Here is a 19,294-nt window from a genome sequence, read left to right as displayed (position 1 = left end):
GCTTTCTTTCAGAAAATGCTCAGTAGCTTTGATAGCCTGTGTGCCACACTTTTTTAATAGTTGAAGAAGTAGTGAAAATTTTCTAAGGAAGCAACATGGAAGAAAACAGCAACGACCAGGTAACTGTCCTGGTCGTCGACGATGAACCCAATATTGTCGAACTATTGACCGTCTCCCTGAAATTCCAGGGCTTTAATGTGCGCAGCGCAAATTCTGGTACCGAAGCGCTGCGCATTGCGCGTGAGATCAATCCGGAAGCCTACATTTTAGATGTCATGATGCCGGGCATGGACGGCTTTGAGCTGCTTGCCAAGCTGCGTGCGGAAGGCCTTGACGGTCCCGTGCTGTATTTGACCGCGAAAGATAGCGTGGACCAGCGCATCCACGGCCTGACCATCGGCGCTGATGATTATGTAACTAAGCCCTTTAGCTTGGAAGAAGTCATCACCCGTCTGCGCGTGATTTTGCGCCGCGGTGGTGCAGGTCAAGACGACAATAGTGATGCCACCATGACTTATGCAGACCTGACCTTGAATGATGACACCCACGAGGTAACCAAGGGCGGGGAAATCATTGACCTTTCCCCAACCGAGTTCAACCTGCTGCGCTTTTTGATGCAGAACAAGGAAGTCGTGCTGTCCAAGGCGAAGATTTTGGACAACGTCTGGCACTATGACTTCGGCGGCGACGGCAACGTCGTGGAATCATATATTTCTTACCTGCGCCGCAAGATTGATACCGGCGATAACCCACTGATCCACACCGTGCGTGGTGTGGGCTACGTCCTGCGCACCCCACGCTCCTAAATTTCAGGGGCAGTACGTGAGTAATCCGGCAGCAACAGACAACAACCACCACGATGCGCGTTCTTTCAAAGAACGCGTGCGGGGATATTTATATCCCGGGATGTCCGGCTCGCCGCAGGCGATGCCGCTGCGCACGTGGTTGGTCGTGCTGCTCGTTGTCGTTTCCGGACTTGGTATTATCAGCGCCTCCGTCGCGGTCTCTGCCGTGATGCGCGATGTGCTGTACAACCAAGTCGATGATGAGCTGATAGCAGCCCAAAACGGCTGGGCGCGCACCACTAATGTTTTCGGGTTGGATTTGACCGGCCGTCCGCCGACAGAGTATTCGCTTATCAAGATTTATCCCGATGGCGCGGTGCGCTACCTCAATCCTTATGAGTCCATGCCGCAGGTCGACGAGCTGGTCATCGGTGCTGCGCCTGAAACTGTCGACTCCACCAGCGAATCCAATTCCACTTCCGAGTGGCGCGCCATGGCCACTGAACGCGATGGTGTTATCACCGTGGTGGCAAAAAATCTGGACTCCGAACAAATCTTGCTGCGCGGCTTGGCGCTGGTGCAGCTCATGATTGCCGTGGTCGTCTTGATGCTGATTGCGATAGCCGGATTCTGGTTTATTAGACGTGCTCTGCGGCCGCTGCGTGTGGTGGAAAAGACGGCCTCGGAAATTGCAGCCGGTGACTTGGACAAACGTGTTCCCGAGTGGCCACAACACACCGAGGTAGGCCAGCTGGCCAGCGCATTGAATATCATGTTGGCGAAGCTGCAGGCCTCGGTGGAACAAGCCCAAGGCAAAGAAGAGCAGATGCGCCGATTTGTCGGCGATGCCTCGCATGAGCTGCGCACCCCGCTGACATCCCTGCGCGGCTACACCGAGCTGTATCGCGCGGGCATTACCGATGATGTTGACATGGTCTTATCCAAGATTGATGCCGAATCCTCGCGCATGTCTTACCTGGTCGAAGACCTACTGGCGCTGACCCGTGCTGAAGGAACACGGTTGGATATTCGCCCCGTCGATGTCTTGGAACTCTCACTGTCGGTGGCATCTTCCGCGCGCGCGGCTTTCACCGGCCGTTCCATCAACGTTGCGAACAACACCTCTGGCGTGCCGGTCGTCTACGGCGACGCCAGCCGCTTACACCAAATCATTTTGAACCTGATCACCAACGGCCTGCGCCACGGCGGCGAAGAGGCCGAAATAACCATTGGGTTGGAAAAAGACAACGGTGATGTGCTGATCAAGGTTATTGACACCGGCCGCGGCATGGACCCAGAAGTCAGCTCGCATATCTTTGAACGCTTCTACCGCGAGGACACCTCCCGCACCCGCGATACCGGCGGCTCCGGGTTGGGCCTAGCGATTGTAAAATCACTTGTTGAACAACACGGCGGTTCCATCTCTGTGGAATCCGAACTCGGCGTCGGCTCTACCTTCACTGTGCGCCTGCCCGCTGCGGAAGAACCGGAATCCATGGACTCTTCAGACAGTGAGGATGGCGCTCTGCCGCATGGTAATGCCGTACCGGTGAAAGTCTCCCGGAAAAACCGCAGCCTTCGCAGCGGTAAGAAAAACGGTGCGAAGGGCGAGAGCGCCGGGGAGGCATCGACAAGCGAAGGGCCGGAGGCTTAGCTTAAGCGGTATCCATCTTCGCCGGTGTTAAGGTGCTGGCGGATACGCACCGCGGCTTCATCCATAGCCTTCGGATCTGTGGCATCCATGGCGATGGCCTTGGTGAAGTCGAACTCCGCCATCTTCTCTGTGGGGAACAGGTGGATGTGGGTGTGCGGGACATCGAAACCGGCGATGATAAAGCCCGCCCGCGTAGTATCATAAGCAGTCTTGATAGCCTCACCGATTTCCTGCGCGACGCCGGAAATGTGCAGCCAGGTCTCGGCATCCAGGTCGGTCCACTTATCAACCTGCTCAATTGGAACGACCAAGGTGTGGCCGTAGCGCAATGGCTCAATGCTCAAAAACGCCACGCACTTGTCATCGCGGTATACAAAACGGCCGGGTAGCTCGCCGTTGATGATCTTGGTAAATACAGAAGGCTCAATTTCAGTCATGCCCCAATGCTATAGCTTTCTTGGCTGTGAATGGGGTACCCGTCTAGCGAAAAAGTTAAGATAGTCGCATGCGCATTCTTGTAATTGGTTCCGGCGGCCGCGAGCACGCCATTTTGAAAGGCCTTGCGGCCGACCCCGCTACCACTGACCTGCACGTTGCACCGGGCTCACCTGCTTTTGCATCGCTAGCTACTGTGCACGCTGACTACAAAGAAGTAGCGGATCCGGCCCACATGCTGGAATTGGCTCAGGACATTAAACCTGAACTGGTTGTCATCGGTCCAGAGATTCCATTGGTTGCCGGTGTTGCTGACGCACTGCGCTCTGAGGGCATCGCGGTCTTTGGACCGAACGCGGATGCAGCACAGATTGAAGGCTCTAAGGCGTTTGCCAAAGAAGTCATGGAAGCTGCAGGCGTTGCTACCGCGCGTGCGCAGACCTTGGCGCCAGGGATGAGCGATGATGATATCGAGCACGAGCTCGACTACTTTGGCCCCATGTACGTGGTCAAAGACGATGGCTTGGCTGCAGGCAAAGGCGTTGTGGTCACCGCTGACCGCGCCGAAGCACGCCAGCACATCCACCTGGTGCATGCCGCTGGTAACCCAGTGCTACTAGAGTCTTTCTTGGACGGTCCAGAGGTCTCGCTGTTTTGCCTTGTCGATGGCGAAACCGTCGTGCCACTTCTGCCAGCCCAAGACCACAAGCGTGCCTACGACAATGATGAAGGCCCGAATACCGGCGGCATGGGAGCATACACCCCGCTGCCGTGGTTGTCTGCTGAAGGCGTCGACCGCATCATCCGCGAGGTCTGCGAGCCGGTAGCTAAGCAAATGGTCGAGCGCGGAACCCCATACTCCGGCCTGCTGTACGCAGGTCTGGCATGGGGCCAAGAAGGCCCCTCCGTCATTGAGTTCAACTGCCGCTTCGGCGACCCAGAAACCCAGCCGCTGCTGTCGCTGTTGAAGACGCCGCTGGCAGGGGTTCTCAACGCAGTTGCAACCGGAACTCTGGACGAACTTCCTGCGCTGGAGTGGGAAGACGCCTATGCCGTGACCGTAGTGCTGGCGGCTGCGAATTATCCAGAATCTCCACGCAAGGGCGATGTCATCACCTCGCCAGATCTGGCAGATACCGACAAGATTTTGCACGCGGGTACCGCGGTAAAGGACGCAGAGGTTATCTCCAATGGCGGTCGCGTGCTTAACGTAATCGGCAAGGGTGAGACCCTATCTGCCGCGCGCGCTGCCGCGTATGAGGTGCTCGAGAACATTGAGCTGGCGGATAGCTTCTACCGCACCGACATTGGCCAAGCTGCCGAAGAAAGTCGCATCAGCATTGACTCTTAGCAGCTCGCTCTCGCTGTTTGCGGGGGTATAGCGAGGGCAATTATGTTGGCTTAAGAAATGAAAGGCGCAAGTAGAGTACTTGCGCCTTTTGCCATGTGGAATAATGAAGCCCGTGGCTGATAAGAAGAAGATTTCCAACGTTTTGTCCTCGCGTTACGCCTCTGCAGAGTTATCCAACCTGTGGAGCCCGGAACACAAAATCATCATGGAGCGCCAGCTCTGGATCGCGGTCATGCGCGCCCAGAAAGACCTCGGCGTCGATATTCCATCTGAAGCAATTGACGCATACGAAGCAGTCATTGACCAGGTAGACCTAGGTTCCATCGCGGATCGTGAGCGCGTGACGCGCCATGACGTGAAAGCTCGCATTGAAGAGTTCAATGCGCTGGCTGGTCATGAGCACATCCACAAGGGCATGACCTCCCGTGACCTGACGGAGAACGTCGAGCAGCTGCAAATCTACCGCTCCCTGGAGCTCATTCGTGATAAAGCAATCGCGGTTGCAGCGCGCATTGGTGAGCACGCCGCGAAATACCAGACCTTGGTCATGGCGGGTCGTTCCCACAACGTTGCGGCGCAGGCGACCACTTTGGGCAAGCGTTTTGCATCGGCTGGCGATGAAATGCTGCTCGCCATCGAGCGCGTAGAAAACCTCCTGGGCCGCTACCCACTGCGCGGCATCAAGGGACCAATGGGCACTTCCCAGGACATGCTGGACTTGATGGGCGGCGACGAAAACAAGCTCGCAGCGCTCGAAACCGCCATCGCGGACCACCTGGGCTTTGCCCGCGTGTTCAACTCCGTTGGCCAGATCTACCCTCGCACCCTCGACTTTGATGCGGTCTCTGCACTCGTTGAGCTCGGTGCTTCTCCATCGTCTCTGGCTACCACCATCCGCTTGATGGCCGGCAACGAAACCGTCACCGAAGGTTTCAAGGAAGGCCAAGTTGGCTCTTCCGCGATGCCGCACAAGATGAATGCCCGCTCCTGCGAGCGCGTCGGTGGCCTCCAGGTTATCCTGCGCGGCTACCTGACTATGGTTGCAGACCTTGCTGGTCAGCAGTGGAATGAAGGCGACGTATTCTGCTCCGTGGTTCGCCGCGTGGCGTTGCCGGACGCTTTCTTCGCCATCGATGGTCAGTTTGAAACCTTCCTTACCGTGTTGGATGAGTTCGGCGCATTCCCAGCAATGATCGACCGCGAACTCGAGCGCTACCTGCCATTCTTGGCCACCACCCGCATCCTTATGGCTGCAGTGCGTGCTGGCGTTGGCCGCGAAACCGCACACGAAGTCATCAAGGAAAACGCAGTGGCTGTTGCGCTGAACATGCGCGAAAACGGCGGGGAACAAGACCTACTGGAGCGCCTTGCTGCCGATGATCGCCTGCCAATGAGCAAGGAACAGCTCGAAGAAGCACTCGCTGACAAGCACGCGTTCATCGGCGCTGCTGAATCCCAGGTAGATGCAGTTCTTAGGCGCATTAAGGAACTCGCGGATCAGCATCCGAAGGCGGCTGCCTACACCCCAGGCGAAATCTTGTAAAAGACTTCGCGGTAAGAGTCCAGAAGAATTTCCCGAAAGCGACGGGAGATTTCCGCCGACACTAGCGGGACGCTGTGGGCGCATGCACTAACATTTAGAGCATGCGCCCACAGCTTTCTGATTATCAGCACGTATCCTCCGGCAAAGTCCGCGATATCTACGAAGTAGATGACAACACTTTGCTCATGGTGGTCACCGACCGCATCTCCGCCTATGACTTCGCTCTAGAGCCAGCCATCCCCGATAAAGGCCGGGTTCTTACCGCAACCACCATGTTCTTCTTCGACGCCATCGATTTCCCGAACCATTTGGCAGGACCCATCGATGATGCGCGGATTCCAGAAGAAGTATTGGGCCGAGCGCTCATCGTTAAGAAGCTCAACATGCTGCCCTTTGAGTGCGTTGCCCGCGGTTACCTCACCGGTTCTGGCCTGAAGGAATACAACGCCAATGGCACCGTGTGCGGCATCGAGCTGCCAGAAGGCTTGGTTGAGGCGTCGCGTCTGCCAGAGCCAATTTTCACCCCAGCCACCAAGGCAGAGCAGGGCGACCACGATGAAAACGTCAGCTTCGAGCGCGTGGTGCAGGACCTTGGCCAAGAGCGCGCAGAGCAGCTTCGCGATGAAACCCTGCGCATCTACTCCGCCGCCGCCAAGATTGCCGAAGAAAAGGGCATCATCTTGGCTGATACCAAGTTTGAATTCGGCCTTGATTCCGAAGGCAATCTGGTCTTGGGCGATGAAGTACTCACGCCTGATTCCTCCCGGTACTGGCCAGCAGACACCTACGCGGAAGGCATTGTGCAGCCTAGCTTCGACAAGCAGTACGTGCGCAACTGGTTGACCTCGGAGGAATCCGGCTGGGATGTGGAGTCGGAAACCCAGCCGCCAGTGCTTCCCGATGACATCGTCGCCGCCACCCGCCTGCGCTACATCGAGGCTTATGAGCGCTTGTCCGGCAAGCGTTTCATCGACTTCATTGGCGGTTAAAACTCCTCATAATTCACGCGGGTAGGGTTGTTCGTTATGACAGATAACAATCTCGACAACGTTAACCCGCCCATCGCTAAGCAAGAAGCTCTAATCCGTGAATTCCACGGACGCAGCTTTGTTGATGAATATGAGTGGATGCGCAACAAGGAATCCCAGGACACCCTGGACCACCTGAACGCAGAGAACACTTATACCGAGGCGAAAACCGCACATTTGAAGCAGCTGACGGAAAATGTGTTTGAAGAGATTAAGTCCCGCGTGAAGCAAACCGATATGTCCGTGCCGTCGCGCTCGGGGGACTATTGGTACTACGGACGCTTCGAAGAGGGTAAGGAATATGGCTTTAGCTGCCGTATTCCGGTCTCCGAAGGCCAGGACCCGTGGGAGCCGCCGGTCATTCCGGAGGAAGGCAAGCCCGAGGGTGAGCAGATCCTGCTGGATAATAACGCACTCGCTGAGGGCCATGACTACTTCGCGTTGGGCGCGGCGTCGGTGACCAAGTCCGGGCGCTTTTTGGCTTATTCCACGGACACCGAAGGCGATGAGCGCTTCGAGCTGTTCATCAAAGACTTAGAGACAGGCAAGCTTCTCGATGACCACCTGACCGATATCTTCTACGGCGCCACCTGGGCCGGCGAAGACTACATTTTCTACCAGAAAGTCGACGACGCCTGGCGCCCGGATACTGTCTGGCGTCACAAGGTCGGTACCGCGCAAAGCGACGACGTCTGCGTCTTTACTGAGGCAGATGAGCGCTTCCGCGTCGGCGTGGGTTCCACGCGTAGTGAAAAATACCTCATCATCGCGGTCGGCTCCCCGCTGACTTCTGAGTACTGGGTACTCGACATGGACAACCCCGAGGGCGAGTTCGAAGTCCTCTGGGAGCGCGAAACCGGTGTCGAATACGACATTGACCACGTGGTACGCGGCGGCAAAGACCAGTGGCTGGTCACCCACAACGCGCACGGGCCGAACTTCGAAGTCTCGTGGGTGGATGCCAACGCTAACCCGCTGCCGGGCATCCGCGACTTGGACATCCTAGTCCCACATAATGACGACGTGCGCATCGAAGGCGTGGATACCTACCGCGACTTTGCCACCTTGTCCTATCGTCGCGGCGGCATTCCTCGGGTTGCCGTGATGCAGCTTGTCGATGACCACTTCGGCGACTTCGAAGAAATCGACTTCGACGAGGAAATCTACTCTGCTGGCTCCGCCGGCAACCCCGAGTGGGATGCGCCGGTGATCCGTTTGTCGTATACCTCCTATACCCAGCCGGCGCAGCTGTTCCAGTACCGCATCGCCACTGGTGAGCGCACCTTGCTGAAAGAACAAGAAGTCCCTGGTGGCTACAACGCGGATGAGTATGAGGCTTACCGTGAGTGGGCGATTGCGAAGAATGGAACGCAGATTCCGGTGAGCATCGTCAAGCGCAAAGACCTTGCGACCGATAGCCCACGTCCTGCGCTGCTGTATGGCTATGGATCTTATGAAGCCAGTATGGACCCGGGCTTTTCTGTCTCCCGTCTTTCCTTGCTCGACCGCGGCATGCTTTATGTTGTTGCGCACGTGCGCGGCGGCGGGGAGATGGGCCGTCTGTGGTACGACGAGGGCAAGCTGATGGCGAAGAAGAACACCTTTACCGACTTCATCGATGTTGCTGACCATCTGATTAACAACCAACTGACCAGCCCAGAGGTACTTGTTGCCGAAGGTGGTTCTGCTGGTGGCCTGCTTGTGGGCGCGGTGGCGAATATGGCTCCTGACCGCTTTAAGGGCATCCAAGCCGTGGTGCCTTTTGTGGACCCGTTGACCTCAATCTTGAAGCCCGAACTGCCGCTGACCGTGGGTGAGTGGGAAGAATGGGGCGACCCGTACCACGACCCGGAAGTCTATGACTACATGGCAACCTATGCTCCGTATGAGAATGTCTCGGCGCAGGATTATCCCGATATTCTGGCTGTGACCTCGCTCAATGACACGCGCGTGCTGTACGTGGAACCAGCGAAGTGGATCGCCAAGCTGCGCGAAGTTGCCACCGGCGGTGAGTTCTTGCTCAAGACCGAAATGGCTGCTGGCCACGGCGGTGTTTCCGGGCGCTATGCGCGCTGGCACCAGACAGCTTTTGAGTATGCTTGGACGATTAACAAGGCTACTGGTTTAGTGGAGTAGATTTATCTGCTCGCCGCGCGGGGTTAGCTTGCCTGTGTGATAATTGGTGGCATGCAAGGGCATCTTCTGGTTTCGATTTCATCTATCTTCGACGACACCCGGAAGTCCGCGGCGCGTTTGATAAACCAGCTGGATAAAGAGGGCGTTCCTGTTTCATTGCTGGTGGCCCCGCACATCGACGGCAACTGGCACTTAGCCAAAGACCCGACCACGAAGCAGTGGCTGCAGGAACAACAAGAATCCGGGCGCCTTTTAATCCTTAACGGCTTTGACCAAGCAGTACAGGGCCGGCGCGCGGAATTTGCCAACCTCGATGCCCATGAGGCCAACCTGCGGCTGAAAGGTGCGACCCGGCAAATGTCGAAGCTGGGCTTTGAGTTTGATATTTTCGCCCCGCCGCGCTGGCGCATGTCTCCTGGCACGCTCGACGTGCTGCCGTATTTCGACTTCTCCCTGGCTGTCTCGTCCACGGGCATTCATGACCTGCGCACCGAGGACTTCTACCAGTCTCGCAATTTGTCCTACGGCGAAGGTTTCGGCGCAGCGAAGTGGTGGCGCCGTTCCATCATCAGCGCCGCTGAACGCGGCGCCAGCCGCGGCAATACCGTGCGTTTGTCCGTCTCCGGCCGCAACCTGGGCGAGAAGAAAGTTCAGCACGACTTCCTGCGCGCGATTGGCAAAGCCATCAAAGCCGGCGCGGTGCCTGCCTCCTACGAGGTTTTCGCAAAATGCGAAACCGTCTAAAAGCGAGTCGGATAACAGGACGTAAGTCTTCAGGCCGTCAAGGATGACATTCGCTGATACTAGAGATGCATTCATGTACCACGAGTCGTAGTCAATCTCGATGGCCTGGGTATTCTTCACTGCTTTAAGCGTTGGCCACAGGGACGTGTCCGCAGGGCTGTCGCTTCCTTTCTGCACGCCGTAGAATAACCAGTCGGCATCGGCTTCGGCGATGAGTTCTGCTGAGAGATCCTTGCCGGCCTTGTCTGTTAACTGCTGCGCCTGCGGGCGCGCAAAGCCGCAATCGGCTGCGACGGTGCCCGCCATCGACTCGGCACCATACATCTGCAACTCGCCTTTGTTGGTGCGCAAGAAGGATACCGTCGGCGGATTGTCTTTTTGGCTGTCTGTCACCTTTGCTGCCACTGCCTCGTAGTCATCCAGCATGGCTTGGGCCTCATCGCCCTTGCCAGCGGCGGCGGCAATGGTTATCAAGTCCTCGTTCCAACTCTCGCCACCGCCCTCACCGGTAACAACCGGCGCTATGGCGCGCAACTTTTGCAGCAGAGCTTCATCGCTGCGTGAGTTGGCACAAATCAAAGACGGCTGCAGATTAGCGATGATCTCCACATCCGGATCTTGGCGGAAACCGCAGTCTGCGATGCTATCCAAATCCATGTCATCCCCGAAGCGATCTCGCAGGAATTGCGGGATCAAGTCCGCGTTCTTTGCTGCAGCTACACCAACCGGAGTGATGCCCAGCAGCAACAGGTTATCTAGCTGACCGGTATTCAGCGCAACAATACGCTGCTCTTTATCGCCCTCAGTGGTTGATGCTGCTTGCTCCGACTTATCTGACTGCGTACATGCGGCTAGTGCGATTGCAGCAGCGCCAAGGCTCGCGCCCAGGAAGCCGCGGCGGCTGAGTTTCTTATGCACTTACATGAAGTGAGCCTAGTCTAAAAACGTCTGTCAATATTCGTGGTGGATGACACTCGTTGCTGAAAAACGGATCGCGAAATTCCTGCCGACCTGCGTTAGCTTTGGCAGTAGACCGGCAGTCGTGGACGAGACTTCAACGGTGTAACTAGGCCGAAGGCTGGGAGTCTAGATCAGGTTCATCGCCCCCATGCTGCTCACGTGGTGGGTGTTGCCCACAAGCTTTCCGCCTGGGGTCTGCAGGCGGACTTTGCCGCGATGGCGGCGGATCCTGCCGCGATTGGGCTTGCCTCGTTTCGGCTTTCCTGGTCTGCGTTTGTTGCGCTGACCGTCTGGGTCATCGTTATTGACGCCGTTGTGGTACTTGCACAACATGGTCAAATTTGATGGCTTCGTATGGCCACCGTGTTTATGCGCGTCGATGTGGTGCACTTGGCATCTATCGGCTGGTACGTTGCAGTCTGGCCATGGGCAGACGAGATTCTCCGCCATGGCGAGAGTGCGAAGTTTGTCTGATGCGAATCGGGTCTCGTAGAGATTCACCGGTCCGGCGGTGGGATGGAAGAGCCCGACGTAGAGTTTGTCACCGAGTGCGCCTTCCATTGCGGCGTTGATGAATTCAGCGCCGGTCATTGTGGTGCCATCGGATAAAGCAACAACGACGTCCTCGCCTTTGCCGCAGGAGACTTTCGCGTAATCCTCGAGACCAATAGCAATGACGGTGCGGTATTCAGGTTTGATGAGGCCAGTGCCGTTGCCTTCAACAAGGTCCCAGAAGGGTTCCAGAAGTGCTTCTGAGCGTGGCTGGTCATCATCTGTGATGGCGGCGTCGAGGGTCTTTTCTAAGTCGGTGATTTTCCGTTGGGTATCGGTGATACTAATAGTTCGTAGGCCGTCGATAGCCCGACCTACGCGCACCCCGCGTTGCTTTTGTTTGTCGCAGCCTTCTTCGGTGACGCGCTGTTTGCCGTATTCATTGACTTCATCCAACGTGCCTTTATGCGCGATAAGTTCAGCGCGGAGTTTCCATGCGGCGCCGCGGGTGTTGAGTTTCTTGGCGTGCTTGTTGACCATTTCTAAATACTCGACGCTTAACTGTCTCGCTTCGGCGAGAGCGACTGCGTCGCGCTGCACCTTGGGCGAGTCAGCCGGGCCAAAGAAAACTGTGGCTAGTCGGGTGTATTTGCGTGCGGTGTTCAGTGACATCAGGCCACCGGCTAAGTCATGCGGGGAACAGTCATAAACGTCGCGGAGGATGGTTATTCCGCTGGTGTAGAAGAGTTTTATTATTTGTTGTCCGTCCATGACTTCGACACTAAAAGCCGCCGCAAGCCCGCACCAGAGCAAGTTCCGAAACCAGCCCGAATTTCACATGACGCGTCACCCAAACGGCAAAGTTATCCACAGGCGCGGCCGAAAACGCTGAAAACCACAGAAAAAGCCTGCTTTCACACTCCCGGTGGGAGTTCAAAAAGCAGGCTTTGAGCGACGCGCTAGCGACGCGTCAGGAGAATCTAGAAGAGGTTGTTGAAGAAGTTCATGATTTGGGCACGCAGGCTCTTAGCCTCACGCGGCAGGAACTGCTCAACGGAACCGCTAAAGGCTGCGCCCAAACCTAAAGCTGCAGCAATGGCTGCGATAGCAGCGATTACTCCACCGAAGGCACTGGAAGAGCTGCCTTTGCCGGGCTTGTTGCCGGGCTCATCATCGTCGTTGGAGGAATCCTTGGAGATTTCCAGGGCGGCTTCGACAAAGAGCTGGTCATTATCAGCACGGTTGATTGTGAATCCATATGCGTCTTCGGCATCATCCGCGGTGGTAATTTCCACGGCACCCGCGCGGTAGCCGTTGACTACCCAACCTTCAGGCAAGTCCTTGACTTCCAGTGTCACCGCAAGGTCGTTTAAGTCGGTGAGTTGGGTTGTGTTGGGGTTGGTGAGGGAGGCATCGATAAGCGAAGCTAATGCCTTTGGCACTGCAACCTTGACGGTTTCACCGGCCTTTACCTCAGCCTCGAAATCAGTAGCTTCGATATCCGCGGTGTCTGGAACCTCAGGCTCAACTGGGTTTTCCTCATCGCTGAGATTGAATCCGACCTTGACTGGGTCGTGGTCAGAAGAACGGAACGGGGTGGCGTCGTGGTAATCCACGACGTTGTACAAGCGGCGGGAGTACTCAAAAGCGATGGGCTCGTCAGCGTTGATATTCCACACCTGGGCGTCTTGGACATCGACGTGCTCATTGGCCAATACGTGGTCCAGGGAGCCTAAGAGGCCATCGAACTGGTAGGAGGTGGATGCATCGTAGTCTTCCTGCGGCACCGAGTAGCCACCGTCGCGGAAGACATCGATCGCATGCTCACGGGTATAAGAATTCAAATCACCCATGATAAACGTTGCCTTGTCATCCCAGTCAGACTGGGCAGCGAGGTGATCGAGCACCGCCTGCGCCTGCTCAACGCGCAGGTTGGCGTTGTTGCCCTGGCCGTCGCCCTGATCGGCGTCGCCACGTGCGATAGAACCCTTGGACTTAAAGTGGTTGGCAACGGCGACGAAAGACTCGGTGGCATCTTCGGCGACAGGCTTGAATTCCTGAGCCAGTGGCTCACGCGCAGTGCCGGTGAAGCGGTCATCTTCAAAGATGCGGGATTCACCCACTGGCTGAACGCGGTCTGGGTTGTAGATAAATGCCACGCGGATGACATCTGGGGAAGAAGGCACCTTGTCTGGGGACTCGACGTATTCCCAGTTGCCGCCCTCAGCGTTAAGCGCATCAACGAGTGTTGCGAGTGCTTCATCGCGGCGGTTGATATCGCCGGTGACGGCGAAGGTGTCCTCAATTTCAGACAGTGCAATCACATCGGCGTTAAGACCATTGATGGCGGCAACAATCTTTTCCTGCTGGTCAGCTAGTGCGCTTTCGGTGAAGGCACCACGCACGGTGCAGTTGCGGGAAGCGACCGGGTTGCCGTTGATATCGGTGTAGCCGTTGCAGCCACCTTCATCTTCGCCCAGGGAGGTGAAGTAGTTGAGCACGTTGAAAGCAGAGATGGTGTATTCACCGGCGACATCATCGACGGCGTTCAGCTCTGCGGGGCGGGAATCTTCCCAGGTAATCGGCAAATCGGCAGACGCGGTATTGCCAGTGACCGGGGTGGTGGGCAAAAAGCGCCACAGACCATGGTCCTTCTTCACAACGACTGGCTTTTGAAATTCCACCTGGTCAGTTGTGCGGATGGACTTGATAGTTTGCGCGTCATCGGCAGTGATATAAGGCAGTGGAGTGCGCTTGTCAGACTGCATATAGTTACTGGTACGAGCATCATCCAAGGTCACCGATGCTTCCTTGGCAGCTTGTGCCTGCGCGACGGCTTCCGGGCCCGGTGCCATGACGTCAGTGGGCTGGCGGAATGCTTCCTCGCCTGGGGCAAGCACAATTTCGCCGAAGGTGTTGAGCGCATAGTTATTAGACACGGTGTGCGTGCCCGGCAGAACCAGCATGTACTCAAAAGGTTCGCGCTCGGCATCGCCAGTAGGCAGCTTATCGATGCTCAAAGGGGTCACCGGTTCAAATTCGCCCTCTGCCACTTCAAAGGAAGGATTGGAAAGCTGCGTGGAATCAAAGTGCTCACCGGCTTGGCCCTTCACGGTAAGAACCCGGCCGAGTTCTGGGTAGGCGGAGGCGGGACGATTGCCCATGTAGATAAAGATGCCGTGCGATGCATCCTGTGCGGTTGGTACTTCAGCGCCGGTACCAGGGGTCTGAATGACAAAACCGTTGAGTCCGCCTTCGGCATAAACTGCGGTGACCTCACCTTGGGTGGTCACGGTCTTGCCGTTGACAGGGGTCGTGGCACCAGTGCCTTGGATGTCCGCAATCGCGATGACCTCATCCGGGGTTCCTCCACCAGGGGTGTCGTCACCGGGAGTGTCGCCTGGGTTGTCGCCGGGTTCGCTTCCGCCTTCGGTGTCACCCGAAGAGTTAGTAGGGGTAGGTGCGCCAGCGGTGAAGTCAGCGGAGTTGGTATCGGTGTCGATACCGTTTTGGTCGCGAGAAGCAGAGGTGGAGTTATCGAGCTTGGCAGCGGCCGCGGTTTCTACCTTGGTAGCTGCGCCATAACCAACCAAGTCAACGGACTCTGATGCGTCATTGCGCAGTTCCACGGAACCTTCGGAACCGCTCATATTTATCGACGCGGTGACATCAGCAGTCGGAAGTGCTGGCAAGTCCTTGTTATTTCCGGAAGCTTGCTGGATGAGGAAGTAGCCGCCGGCGGGAATGGAGCCAGTCAGCGAGGTCACGCCACCGGAGTTGCCGTTCTTGGAGAAGTATTCGACTTTCCAATCCGCGAGATCGATGGTTTCTTCGGTTGGATTGAACAGCTCAATGAAGTCATGAGAAAAAGGAGCGCGGCTGTTACCGCCGCCGCCATAGACTTCGCTGATGACAACGTCATCGCCTTCTGGGGTGGCAGAAGCGGCAGGGATGGTGATGGCAGATAGAGAAGTCGATGCCAGCGCAGCCAACGCGAAAGTGCGCAGGCGACGCGCAGAAGAGCGGGGCTTAGAAGCTGGCTTCGGATGAGAAGACATAGGAGAAAAATCCTTTAAGAAAGTGTGAGTAAAGAGGAAATAGAAAAGGTGCAGTGAAGCAACCTTCTTGTTTCTATTAGCGATACTCAGCCCCAGCAACAGCAGGAAATGAAGCGAGCTGGGAGTTTGCTTGAACAAAGCTGAAAGTTCTCCGGCGGTTTAAAAATCGGACACACCGTGTTCATCAACCGGGGGGAGGGGAAATGCATTCTTAGCATTTCCCCTCGGGTTTTCGTCTTTAAAAATTCGCGCGCGGGGTTAAAGGTGGGGAGTGCTGCGTACCTGCCGTCTAGGAGTTTTGCATGCCTAACCGCTAAAGTGGGCAATTGCAGACTAGCAGTAGAACTCGCACAGTAAGGCTTAGAATTATGGCTCGTGTTGTTGTCAATGTCATGCCCAAGGCTGAAATCCTCGACCCGCAGGGACAAGCTGTTGTCCGTGCACTTGGACGCCTGGGTGTAAACGGAGTAAGCGATGTCCGTCAGGGCAAGCGCTTTGAAATCGAAGTCGATGATTCAGTCAGCGCTGAAGATCTAGACAAGGTCGCAGCAAGCTTGCTGGCAAACACCGTCATCGAGGACTACGAAGTTGTAGGGCTGGAGGTCAAGTAAATTGACCGCGAAAATCGGAGTTATTACTTTCCCCGGCACGCTTGACGATGTCGACGCACAACGCGCAGTCCGTCTTGCCGGCGCCGAGGCTGTAAGCCTCTGGCACGCCGACACCGACTTGAAAGGTGTTGACGCAGTAGTCGTTCCCGGCGGCTTCTCCTATGGTGACTACCTGCGCTCCGGTGCGATTTCCGCACTAGCGCCAGTGATGCAGTCCGTCGTTGACCGCGCGCGCCAGGGCATGCCTACCTTAGGCATTTGCAATGGTTTCCAGATTTTGACTGAAGCAGGCCTGCTTGAGGGAGCACTAACCCGCAACAAGGGCCTGCATTTTCATTGCGTGGACACCCACCTCGAGGTTGTAAACAACAACACCGCATGGACCACCGAATTCGAAGCTGGCGATAAGATTTTTGTTCCCGCTAAGCACGGTGAGGGACGTTTCCAGGCGGCGCCGGAGACCATCGACAAGCTAGAAGGCGAAGGTCAAGTAGTCTTCCGCTACACCGACAACTTCAATGGCTCACTGAATGACATTGCTGGCATCACGAATGAAACCGGCCGCATCGTTGGCCTTATGCCGCACCCAGAGCATGCCATTGAGACCCTGACTGGCCCATCGACCGATGGACTGGGTCTGTTTGTATCCGCGATCAATGCCATCACGGCGACTGTTTAGGAGAGTGACATGACTGTTTCCAATGACACAGTAGATAATGCAAAGGCCACTCCCGAGCTAGACCAGCCGTGGGAAGAACTCGGCTTAAAGCAAGACGAATACGACAAGATTGTAGGCATCTTGGGCCGCCGCCCAACCGATGCTGAGCTGACGGTTTACTCCGTGATGTGGTCGGAGCACTGCTCTTACAAGTCTTCCAAGACCCACCTACGCTACTTTGGCGAGACCACCACTGAGGAAATGGCGTCGAAGATTCTTGCCGGTATCGGTGAGAACGCTGGTGTCGTTGACATCGGCGACGGTGACGCAGTGACCTTCCGCGTCGAATCCCACAACCACCCATCCTTCGTCGAGCCTTACCAGGGTGCCGCGACCGGTGTTGGCGGCATCGTCCGCGACATCATGGCGATGGGTGCACGTCCAATCGCAGTGATGGATCAGCTGCGCTTCGGCCCAGCTGATGCCCCGGATACCGCACGTGTTCTGCCGGGCGTTGTTTCCGGCATCGGCGGCTACGGCAACTCGCTCGGCCTGCCGAACATCGGCGGCGAGACCGTCTTTGATGAGTCTTATGCCGGCAACCCACTGGTCAACGCACTGTGCGTGGGTACCTTGCGCGTGGAAGACCTGAAGCTGGCTTTTGCTTCCGGTACTGGCAACAAGGTGATGCTCTTTGGCTCCCGCACGGGCCTCGACGGCATCGGCGGCGTATCCGTTTTGGGTTCTGCTTCCTTCGAAGAAGGCGAAGAGCGCAAGCTTCCTGCAGTCCAGGTCGGCGACCCATTCGCGGAAAAAGTCCTCATCGAATGCTGCCTGGAGCTCTACGCTGCGGGCGTCGTTGTCGGTATTCAGGACCTTGGTGGCGGTGGCCTCGCATGTGCGACCTCTGAGCTGGCAGCAGCTGGCGACGGCGGCATGGTGGTCAACCTGGATAATGTTCCACTGCGTGCAGAGAACATGTCCGCCGCAGAAATCCTGGCTTCCGAATCCCAGGAGCGCATGTGTGCTGTTGTCTCCCCAGATAACGTGGAGAAGTTCCGCGAGATCTGTGAAAAGTGGGACGTAACGTGTGCTGAAATCGGTGAAGTTACCGATAAGAAGGACACCTACCTCGTGTACCACAACGGTGAGCTGGTAGTAGACGCTCCGCCATCAACTATCGATGAAGGCCCTGTCTACGAGCGCCCATACGCACGCCCTCAGTGGCAGGACGAGATCCAGCAGGCTCCGGAAATTGCACGTCCGGAATCCTTGGTACAGGCATTCAAGGACATGGTGTCCTCCCCAGCTCTGTCATCGCGTGCATTTATCACTGAGCAGTATGACCGCTACGTGCGCGGTAACACCGTCAAGGCGAAGCAGTCTGACTCCGGCGTTCTGCGTATCAATGAGGAAACTTCTCGCGGTGTCGCAATTTCTGCCGATGCCTCCGGTCGCTACACCAAGCTGGACCCAAACATGGGTGCACGTTTGGCGCTGGCTGAGGCATACCGCAACGTTGCTGTGACCGGCGCACGACCATATGCGGTGACCAACTGCTTGAACTTCGGTTCTCCAGAAAACACCGACGTGATGTGGCAATTCCGCGAGGCCGTTCACGGTCTGGCTGACGGTTCTAAGGAACTGAATATCCCAGTCTCCGGCGGTAACGTCTCCTTCTACAACCAGACTGGTGATGAGCCAATTCTGCCGACCCCAGTTGTTGGCGTGCTCGGTGTCATTGATGATGTTCACAAGGCACTGGCACATGACTTGGGCGGCATTGATGAGCCTGAAACCCTGATTCTGCTTGGTGAGACCAAGGAAGAATTCGGCGGCTCCATCTGGCAGCAGGTCTCCGGCGGCGGCCTGCAGGGTCTGCCACCACAGGTGGATCTGGCGAATGAGGCAAAGCTGGCGGACTTCTTCGTCGGCAACACCTCCGTTGCAGCCTCCCACGACCTCTCTGAGGGCGGTCTGGCTATCGCGGCGTTTGAGATGGCGCAAAAGAACAACGTCGGCGTCGACCTTGATTTGAGCGTTGTACACGAGGATGCACTGACCGCACTGTTTAGTGAGTCCGCATCGCGTGTTCTGATTTCCACCGCGTCTGACCACCTCGATGGAATCTTGCAGCGTGCTTCCGAGCTGGGCATTCCAGCTGTCGTGGTAGGAACCACCAATGATTCCGGCAACATCACCTTCGCTGGTGAAGAAGTTGCTACCGCTGAGCTGCGCGAGGCATGGTCTGCAACCTTGCCAAACCTGTTTGGCCACGCTGTTGGCGCTAATTCCGTAGTCGAATAAAGCGACGGATAAGCTGCCAATCAGGTACTAAAACCGCCGAAGACGCCAGGGAGGATATTCTCCTGGCGTCTTCGGTCTTTCTATACTCTGTCGGTACTGGATTAGTCGTCGGTGTCGCGCTCGTAGTCGAGGACCTTTCCGGTGCGAGCATCGATATCAAATTCGTGCTCGACCCAGCCGGTGTTGTATTCGATCTCCCAGGTTGGGCGACCATCGTCCCAGTCCAGTTCAACGTCGTCGTACTCGGTTACCTGGCTCGCGGTGATTCCTGCGTGCTTGTAGGAAATATCAAGCGCGTGCTGACGGGAGATGAGCTGGGACTTGCTAGCGGATTCGCCGGCGGTGTTGTTGGCTTCTGGCGTTGCCTGTTTCACTACCTGCTGTACTGCGGTACTAGAGGATGCGGTTGCGGGGGTTGAGATACCAACTGCGGCGATTACTGCTGCGATGGTGCCTGCGACAGCTGCGATTGCTGCTTTCATGACGAGTTCCTTTCGAAGTCTCTGGCTTGGATAGCTTGGGTGGTACACCT

The 19,294-nt window shown here is 56.6% G+C and carries 14 protein-coding genes and 1 pseudogene; 10 read left to right on the top strand and 5 right to left on the bottom strand.

Annotated elements, in window-relative coordinates; genetic code table 11:
- The first annotated feature begins 95 nt into the window (after positions 1-95).
- Together CSTAT_RS11125 and CSTAT_RS11120 are read left to right on the top strand one after the other, a co-directional pair.
- The gene (locus tag CSTAT_RS11125) at positions 96-806 is read left to right on the top strand and encodes a response regulator transcription factor (protein ID WP_075723519.1); all 711 of its coding nucleotides are present in this window, start codon (positions 96-98) and stop codon (positions 804-806) included.
- Positions 807-822: 16 nt separating this feature from the next.
- Complete coding sequence (locus CSTAT_RS11120; RefSeq protein ID WP_244892844.1) at positions 823-2,439, top strand: sensor histidine kinase; 1,617 nt, start codon at positions 823-825, stop codon at positions 2,437-2,439.
- Here the strand turns inward: CSTAT_RS11120 and CSTAT_RS11115 are convergent.
- Positions 2,436-2,876 carry an HIT family protein gene (locus tag CSTAT_RS11115; RefSeq protein WP_066796292.1) on the bottom strand — a complete coding sequence of 147 codons (441 nt, stop codon included), beginning with the start codon at positions 2,874-2,876 and terminating at the stop codon, positions 2,436-2,438. The two genes, CSTAT_RS11120 and CSTAT_RS11115, sit on opposite strands and share 4 nt — an antisense overlap.
- A 68-nt stretch (positions 2,877-2,944) precedes the next feature.
- Between CSTAT_RS11115 and purD the strand changes: the two genes are divergently transcribed.
- The 5 genes from purD (at position 2,945) to CSTAT_RS11090 (ending at position 9,676) form a co-directional block, all read left to right on the top strand.
- A complete protein-coding gene (gene purD, locus CSTAT_RS11110) occupies positions 2,945-4,225 on the top strand; it encodes a phosphoribosylamine--glycine ligase (RefSeq protein ID WP_075723518.1) in 1,281 nt (426 codons plus the stop codon).
- A 103-nt stretch (positions 4,226-4,328) separates the two neighbouring features.
- On the top strand, positions 4,329-5,768 hold the full coding sequence (gene purB / locus CSTAT_RS11105; RefSeq protein ID WP_075723517.1) for an adenylosuccinate lyase: 1,440 nt from the start codon (positions 4,329-4,331) through the stop codon (positions 5,766-5,768).
- A gap of 101 nt (positions 5,769-5,869) precedes the next feature.
- A complete protein-coding gene (locus CSTAT_RS11100; RefSeq protein ID WP_075723516.1) occupies positions 5,870-6,757 on the top strand; it encodes a phosphoribosylaminoimidazolesuccinocarboxamide synthase in 888 nt (295 codons plus the stop codon).
- Between the two features lie 36 nt (positions 6,758-6,793).
- On the top strand, positions 6,794-8,932 hold the full coding sequence (locus CSTAT_RS11095; protein WP_075723515.1) for a S9 family peptidase: 2,139 nt from the start codon (positions 6,794-6,796) through the stop codon (positions 8,930-8,932).
- A gap of 51 nt (positions 8,933-8,983) precedes the next feature.
- Positions 8,984-9,676 carry a DUF2334 domain-containing protein gene (locus tag CSTAT_RS11090; RefSeq protein ID WP_075723913.1) on the top strand — a complete coding sequence of 231 codons (693 nt, stop codon included), beginning with the start codon at positions 8,984-8,986 and terminating at the stop codon, positions 9,674-9,676.
- 18 nt (positions 9,677-9,694) lie between these two features.
- On the opposite strand, the pseudogene CSTAT_RS11085 reads toward CSTAT_RS11090, so the two are convergent.
- The 3 genes and pseudogenes from CSTAT_RS11085 to CSTAT_RS11075 all read right to left on the bottom strand — a co-directional run.
- Positions 9,695-10,594 (bottom strand): annotated as a pseudogene (locus CSTAT_RS11085) (iron-siderophore ABC transporter substrate-binding protein); the annotation flags it as partial.
- 168 nt (positions 10,595-10,762) lie between these two features.
- Positions 10,763-11,899, bottom strand: a complete 1,137-nt coding sequence (locus CSTAT_RS11080) for an HNH endonuclease signature motif containing protein (RefSeq protein WP_075723514.1) — start codon at positions 11,897-11,899, stop codon at positions 10,763-10,765.
- 209 nt (positions 11,900-12,108) lie between these two features.
- Positions 12,109-15,186: an ExeM/NucH family extracellular endonuclease gene (locus CSTAT_RS11075; protein ID WP_083640842.1), complete on the bottom strand. Its 3,078-nt coding sequence runs from the start codon at positions 15,184-15,186 to the stop codon at positions 12,109-12,111.
- Positions 15,187-15,554: 368 nt separating this feature from the next.
- Here CSTAT_RS11075 and purS point away from each other — a divergent pair, with 368 nt between their 5' ends.
- From purS to purL, 3 genes are read left to right on the top strand one after another with little or no spacing between them, the layout of a single operon-like run.
- Entirely contained in the window at positions 15,555-15,797 is a 243-nt protein-coding gene (gene purS, locus CSTAT_RS11070) for a phosphoribosylformylglycinamidine synthase subunit PurS (protein ID WP_006823163.1), read from the top strand.
- Between the two features lies 1 nt (position 15,798).
- A complete protein-coding gene (gene purQ, locus CSTAT_RS11065; protein ID WP_066796259.1) occupies positions 15,799-16,476 on the top strand; it encodes a phosphoribosylformylglycinamidine synthase subunit PurQ in 678 nt (225 codons plus the stop codon).
- 9 nt (positions 16,477-16,485) lie between these two features.
- Positions 16,486-18,762: a phosphoribosylformylglycinamidine synthase subunit PurL gene (gene purL / locus CSTAT_RS11060; RefSeq protein WP_066796256.1), complete on the top strand. Its 2,277-nt coding sequence runs from the start codon at positions 16,486-16,488 to the stop codon at positions 18,760-18,762.
- Between the two features lie 101 nt (positions 18,763-18,863).
- Here the strand turns inward: purL and CSTAT_RS11055 are convergent, their stop codons facing one another.
- Positions 18,864-19,244: a PepSY domain-containing protein gene (locus CSTAT_RS11055; protein ID WP_066796253.1), complete on the bottom strand. Its 381-nt coding sequence runs from the start codon at positions 19,242-19,244 to the stop codon at positions 18,864-18,866.
- Positions 19,245-19,294: the final 50 nt, after the last annotated feature.

This window comes from Corynebacterium stationis (assembly GCF_001941345.1).
In the GTDB taxonomy this organism is placed as follows: domain Bacteria; phylum Actinomycetota; class Actinomycetes; order Mycobacteriales; family Mycobacteriaceae; genus Corynebacterium; species Corynebacterium stationis.
Note: the sequence above shows the minus strand (reverse complement) of the source record. Positions and strands in the feature narration are given on the sequence as shown.

Bases quoted from the DNA above. Each gene is read 5' to 3' on its own strand.
- CSTAT_RS11095 (WP_075723515.1), top strand. From the start codon at position 6,794: ATGACAGATAACAATCTCGACAACGTTAACCCGCCCATCGCTAAGCAA.
- CSTAT_RS11115 (WP_066796292.1), bottom strand. From the start codon at position 2,876: ATGACTGAAATTGAGCCTTCTGTATTTACCAAGATCATCAACGGCGAG.
- CSTAT_RS11080 (WP_075723514.1), bottom strand. From the start codon at position 11,899: ATGGACGGACAACAAATAATAAAACTCTTCTACACCAGCGGAATAACC.
- CSTAT_RS11075 (WP_083640842.1), bottom strand. From the start codon at position 15,186: ATGTCTTCTCATCCGAAGCCAGCTTCTAAGCCCCGCTCTTCTGCGCGT.
- CSTAT_RS11055 (WP_066796253.1), bottom strand. From the start codon at position 19,244: ATGAAAGCAGCAATCGCAGCTGTCGCAGGCACCATCGCAGCAGTAATC.
- purD (WP_075723518.1), top strand. From the start codon at position 2,945: ATGCGCATTCTTGTAATTGGTTCCGGCGGCCGCGAGCACGCCATTTTG.
- CSTAT_RS11100 (WP_075723516.1), top strand. From the start codon at position 5,870: ATGCGCCCACAGCTTTCTGATTATCAGCACGTATCCTCCGGCAAAGTC.
- CSTAT_RS11090 (WP_075723913.1), top strand. From the start codon at position 8,984: ATGCAAGGGCATCTTCTGGTTTCGATTTCATCTATCTTCGACGACACC.
- CSTAT_RS11125 (WP_075723519.1), top strand. From the start codon at position 96: ATGGAAGAAAACAGCAACGACCAGGTAACTGTCCTGGTCGTCGACGAT.
- purB (WP_075723517.1), top strand. From the start codon at position 4,329: ATGAAGCCCGTGGCTGATAAGAAGAAGATTTCCAACGTTTTGTCCTCG.
- purL (WP_066796256.1), top strand. From the start codon at position 16,486: ATGACTGTTTCCAATGACACAGTAGATAATGCAAAGGCCACTCCCGAG.
- purS (WP_006823163.1), top strand. From the start codon at position 15,555: ATGGCTCGTGTTGTTGTCAATGTCATGCCCAAGGCTGAAATCCTCGAC.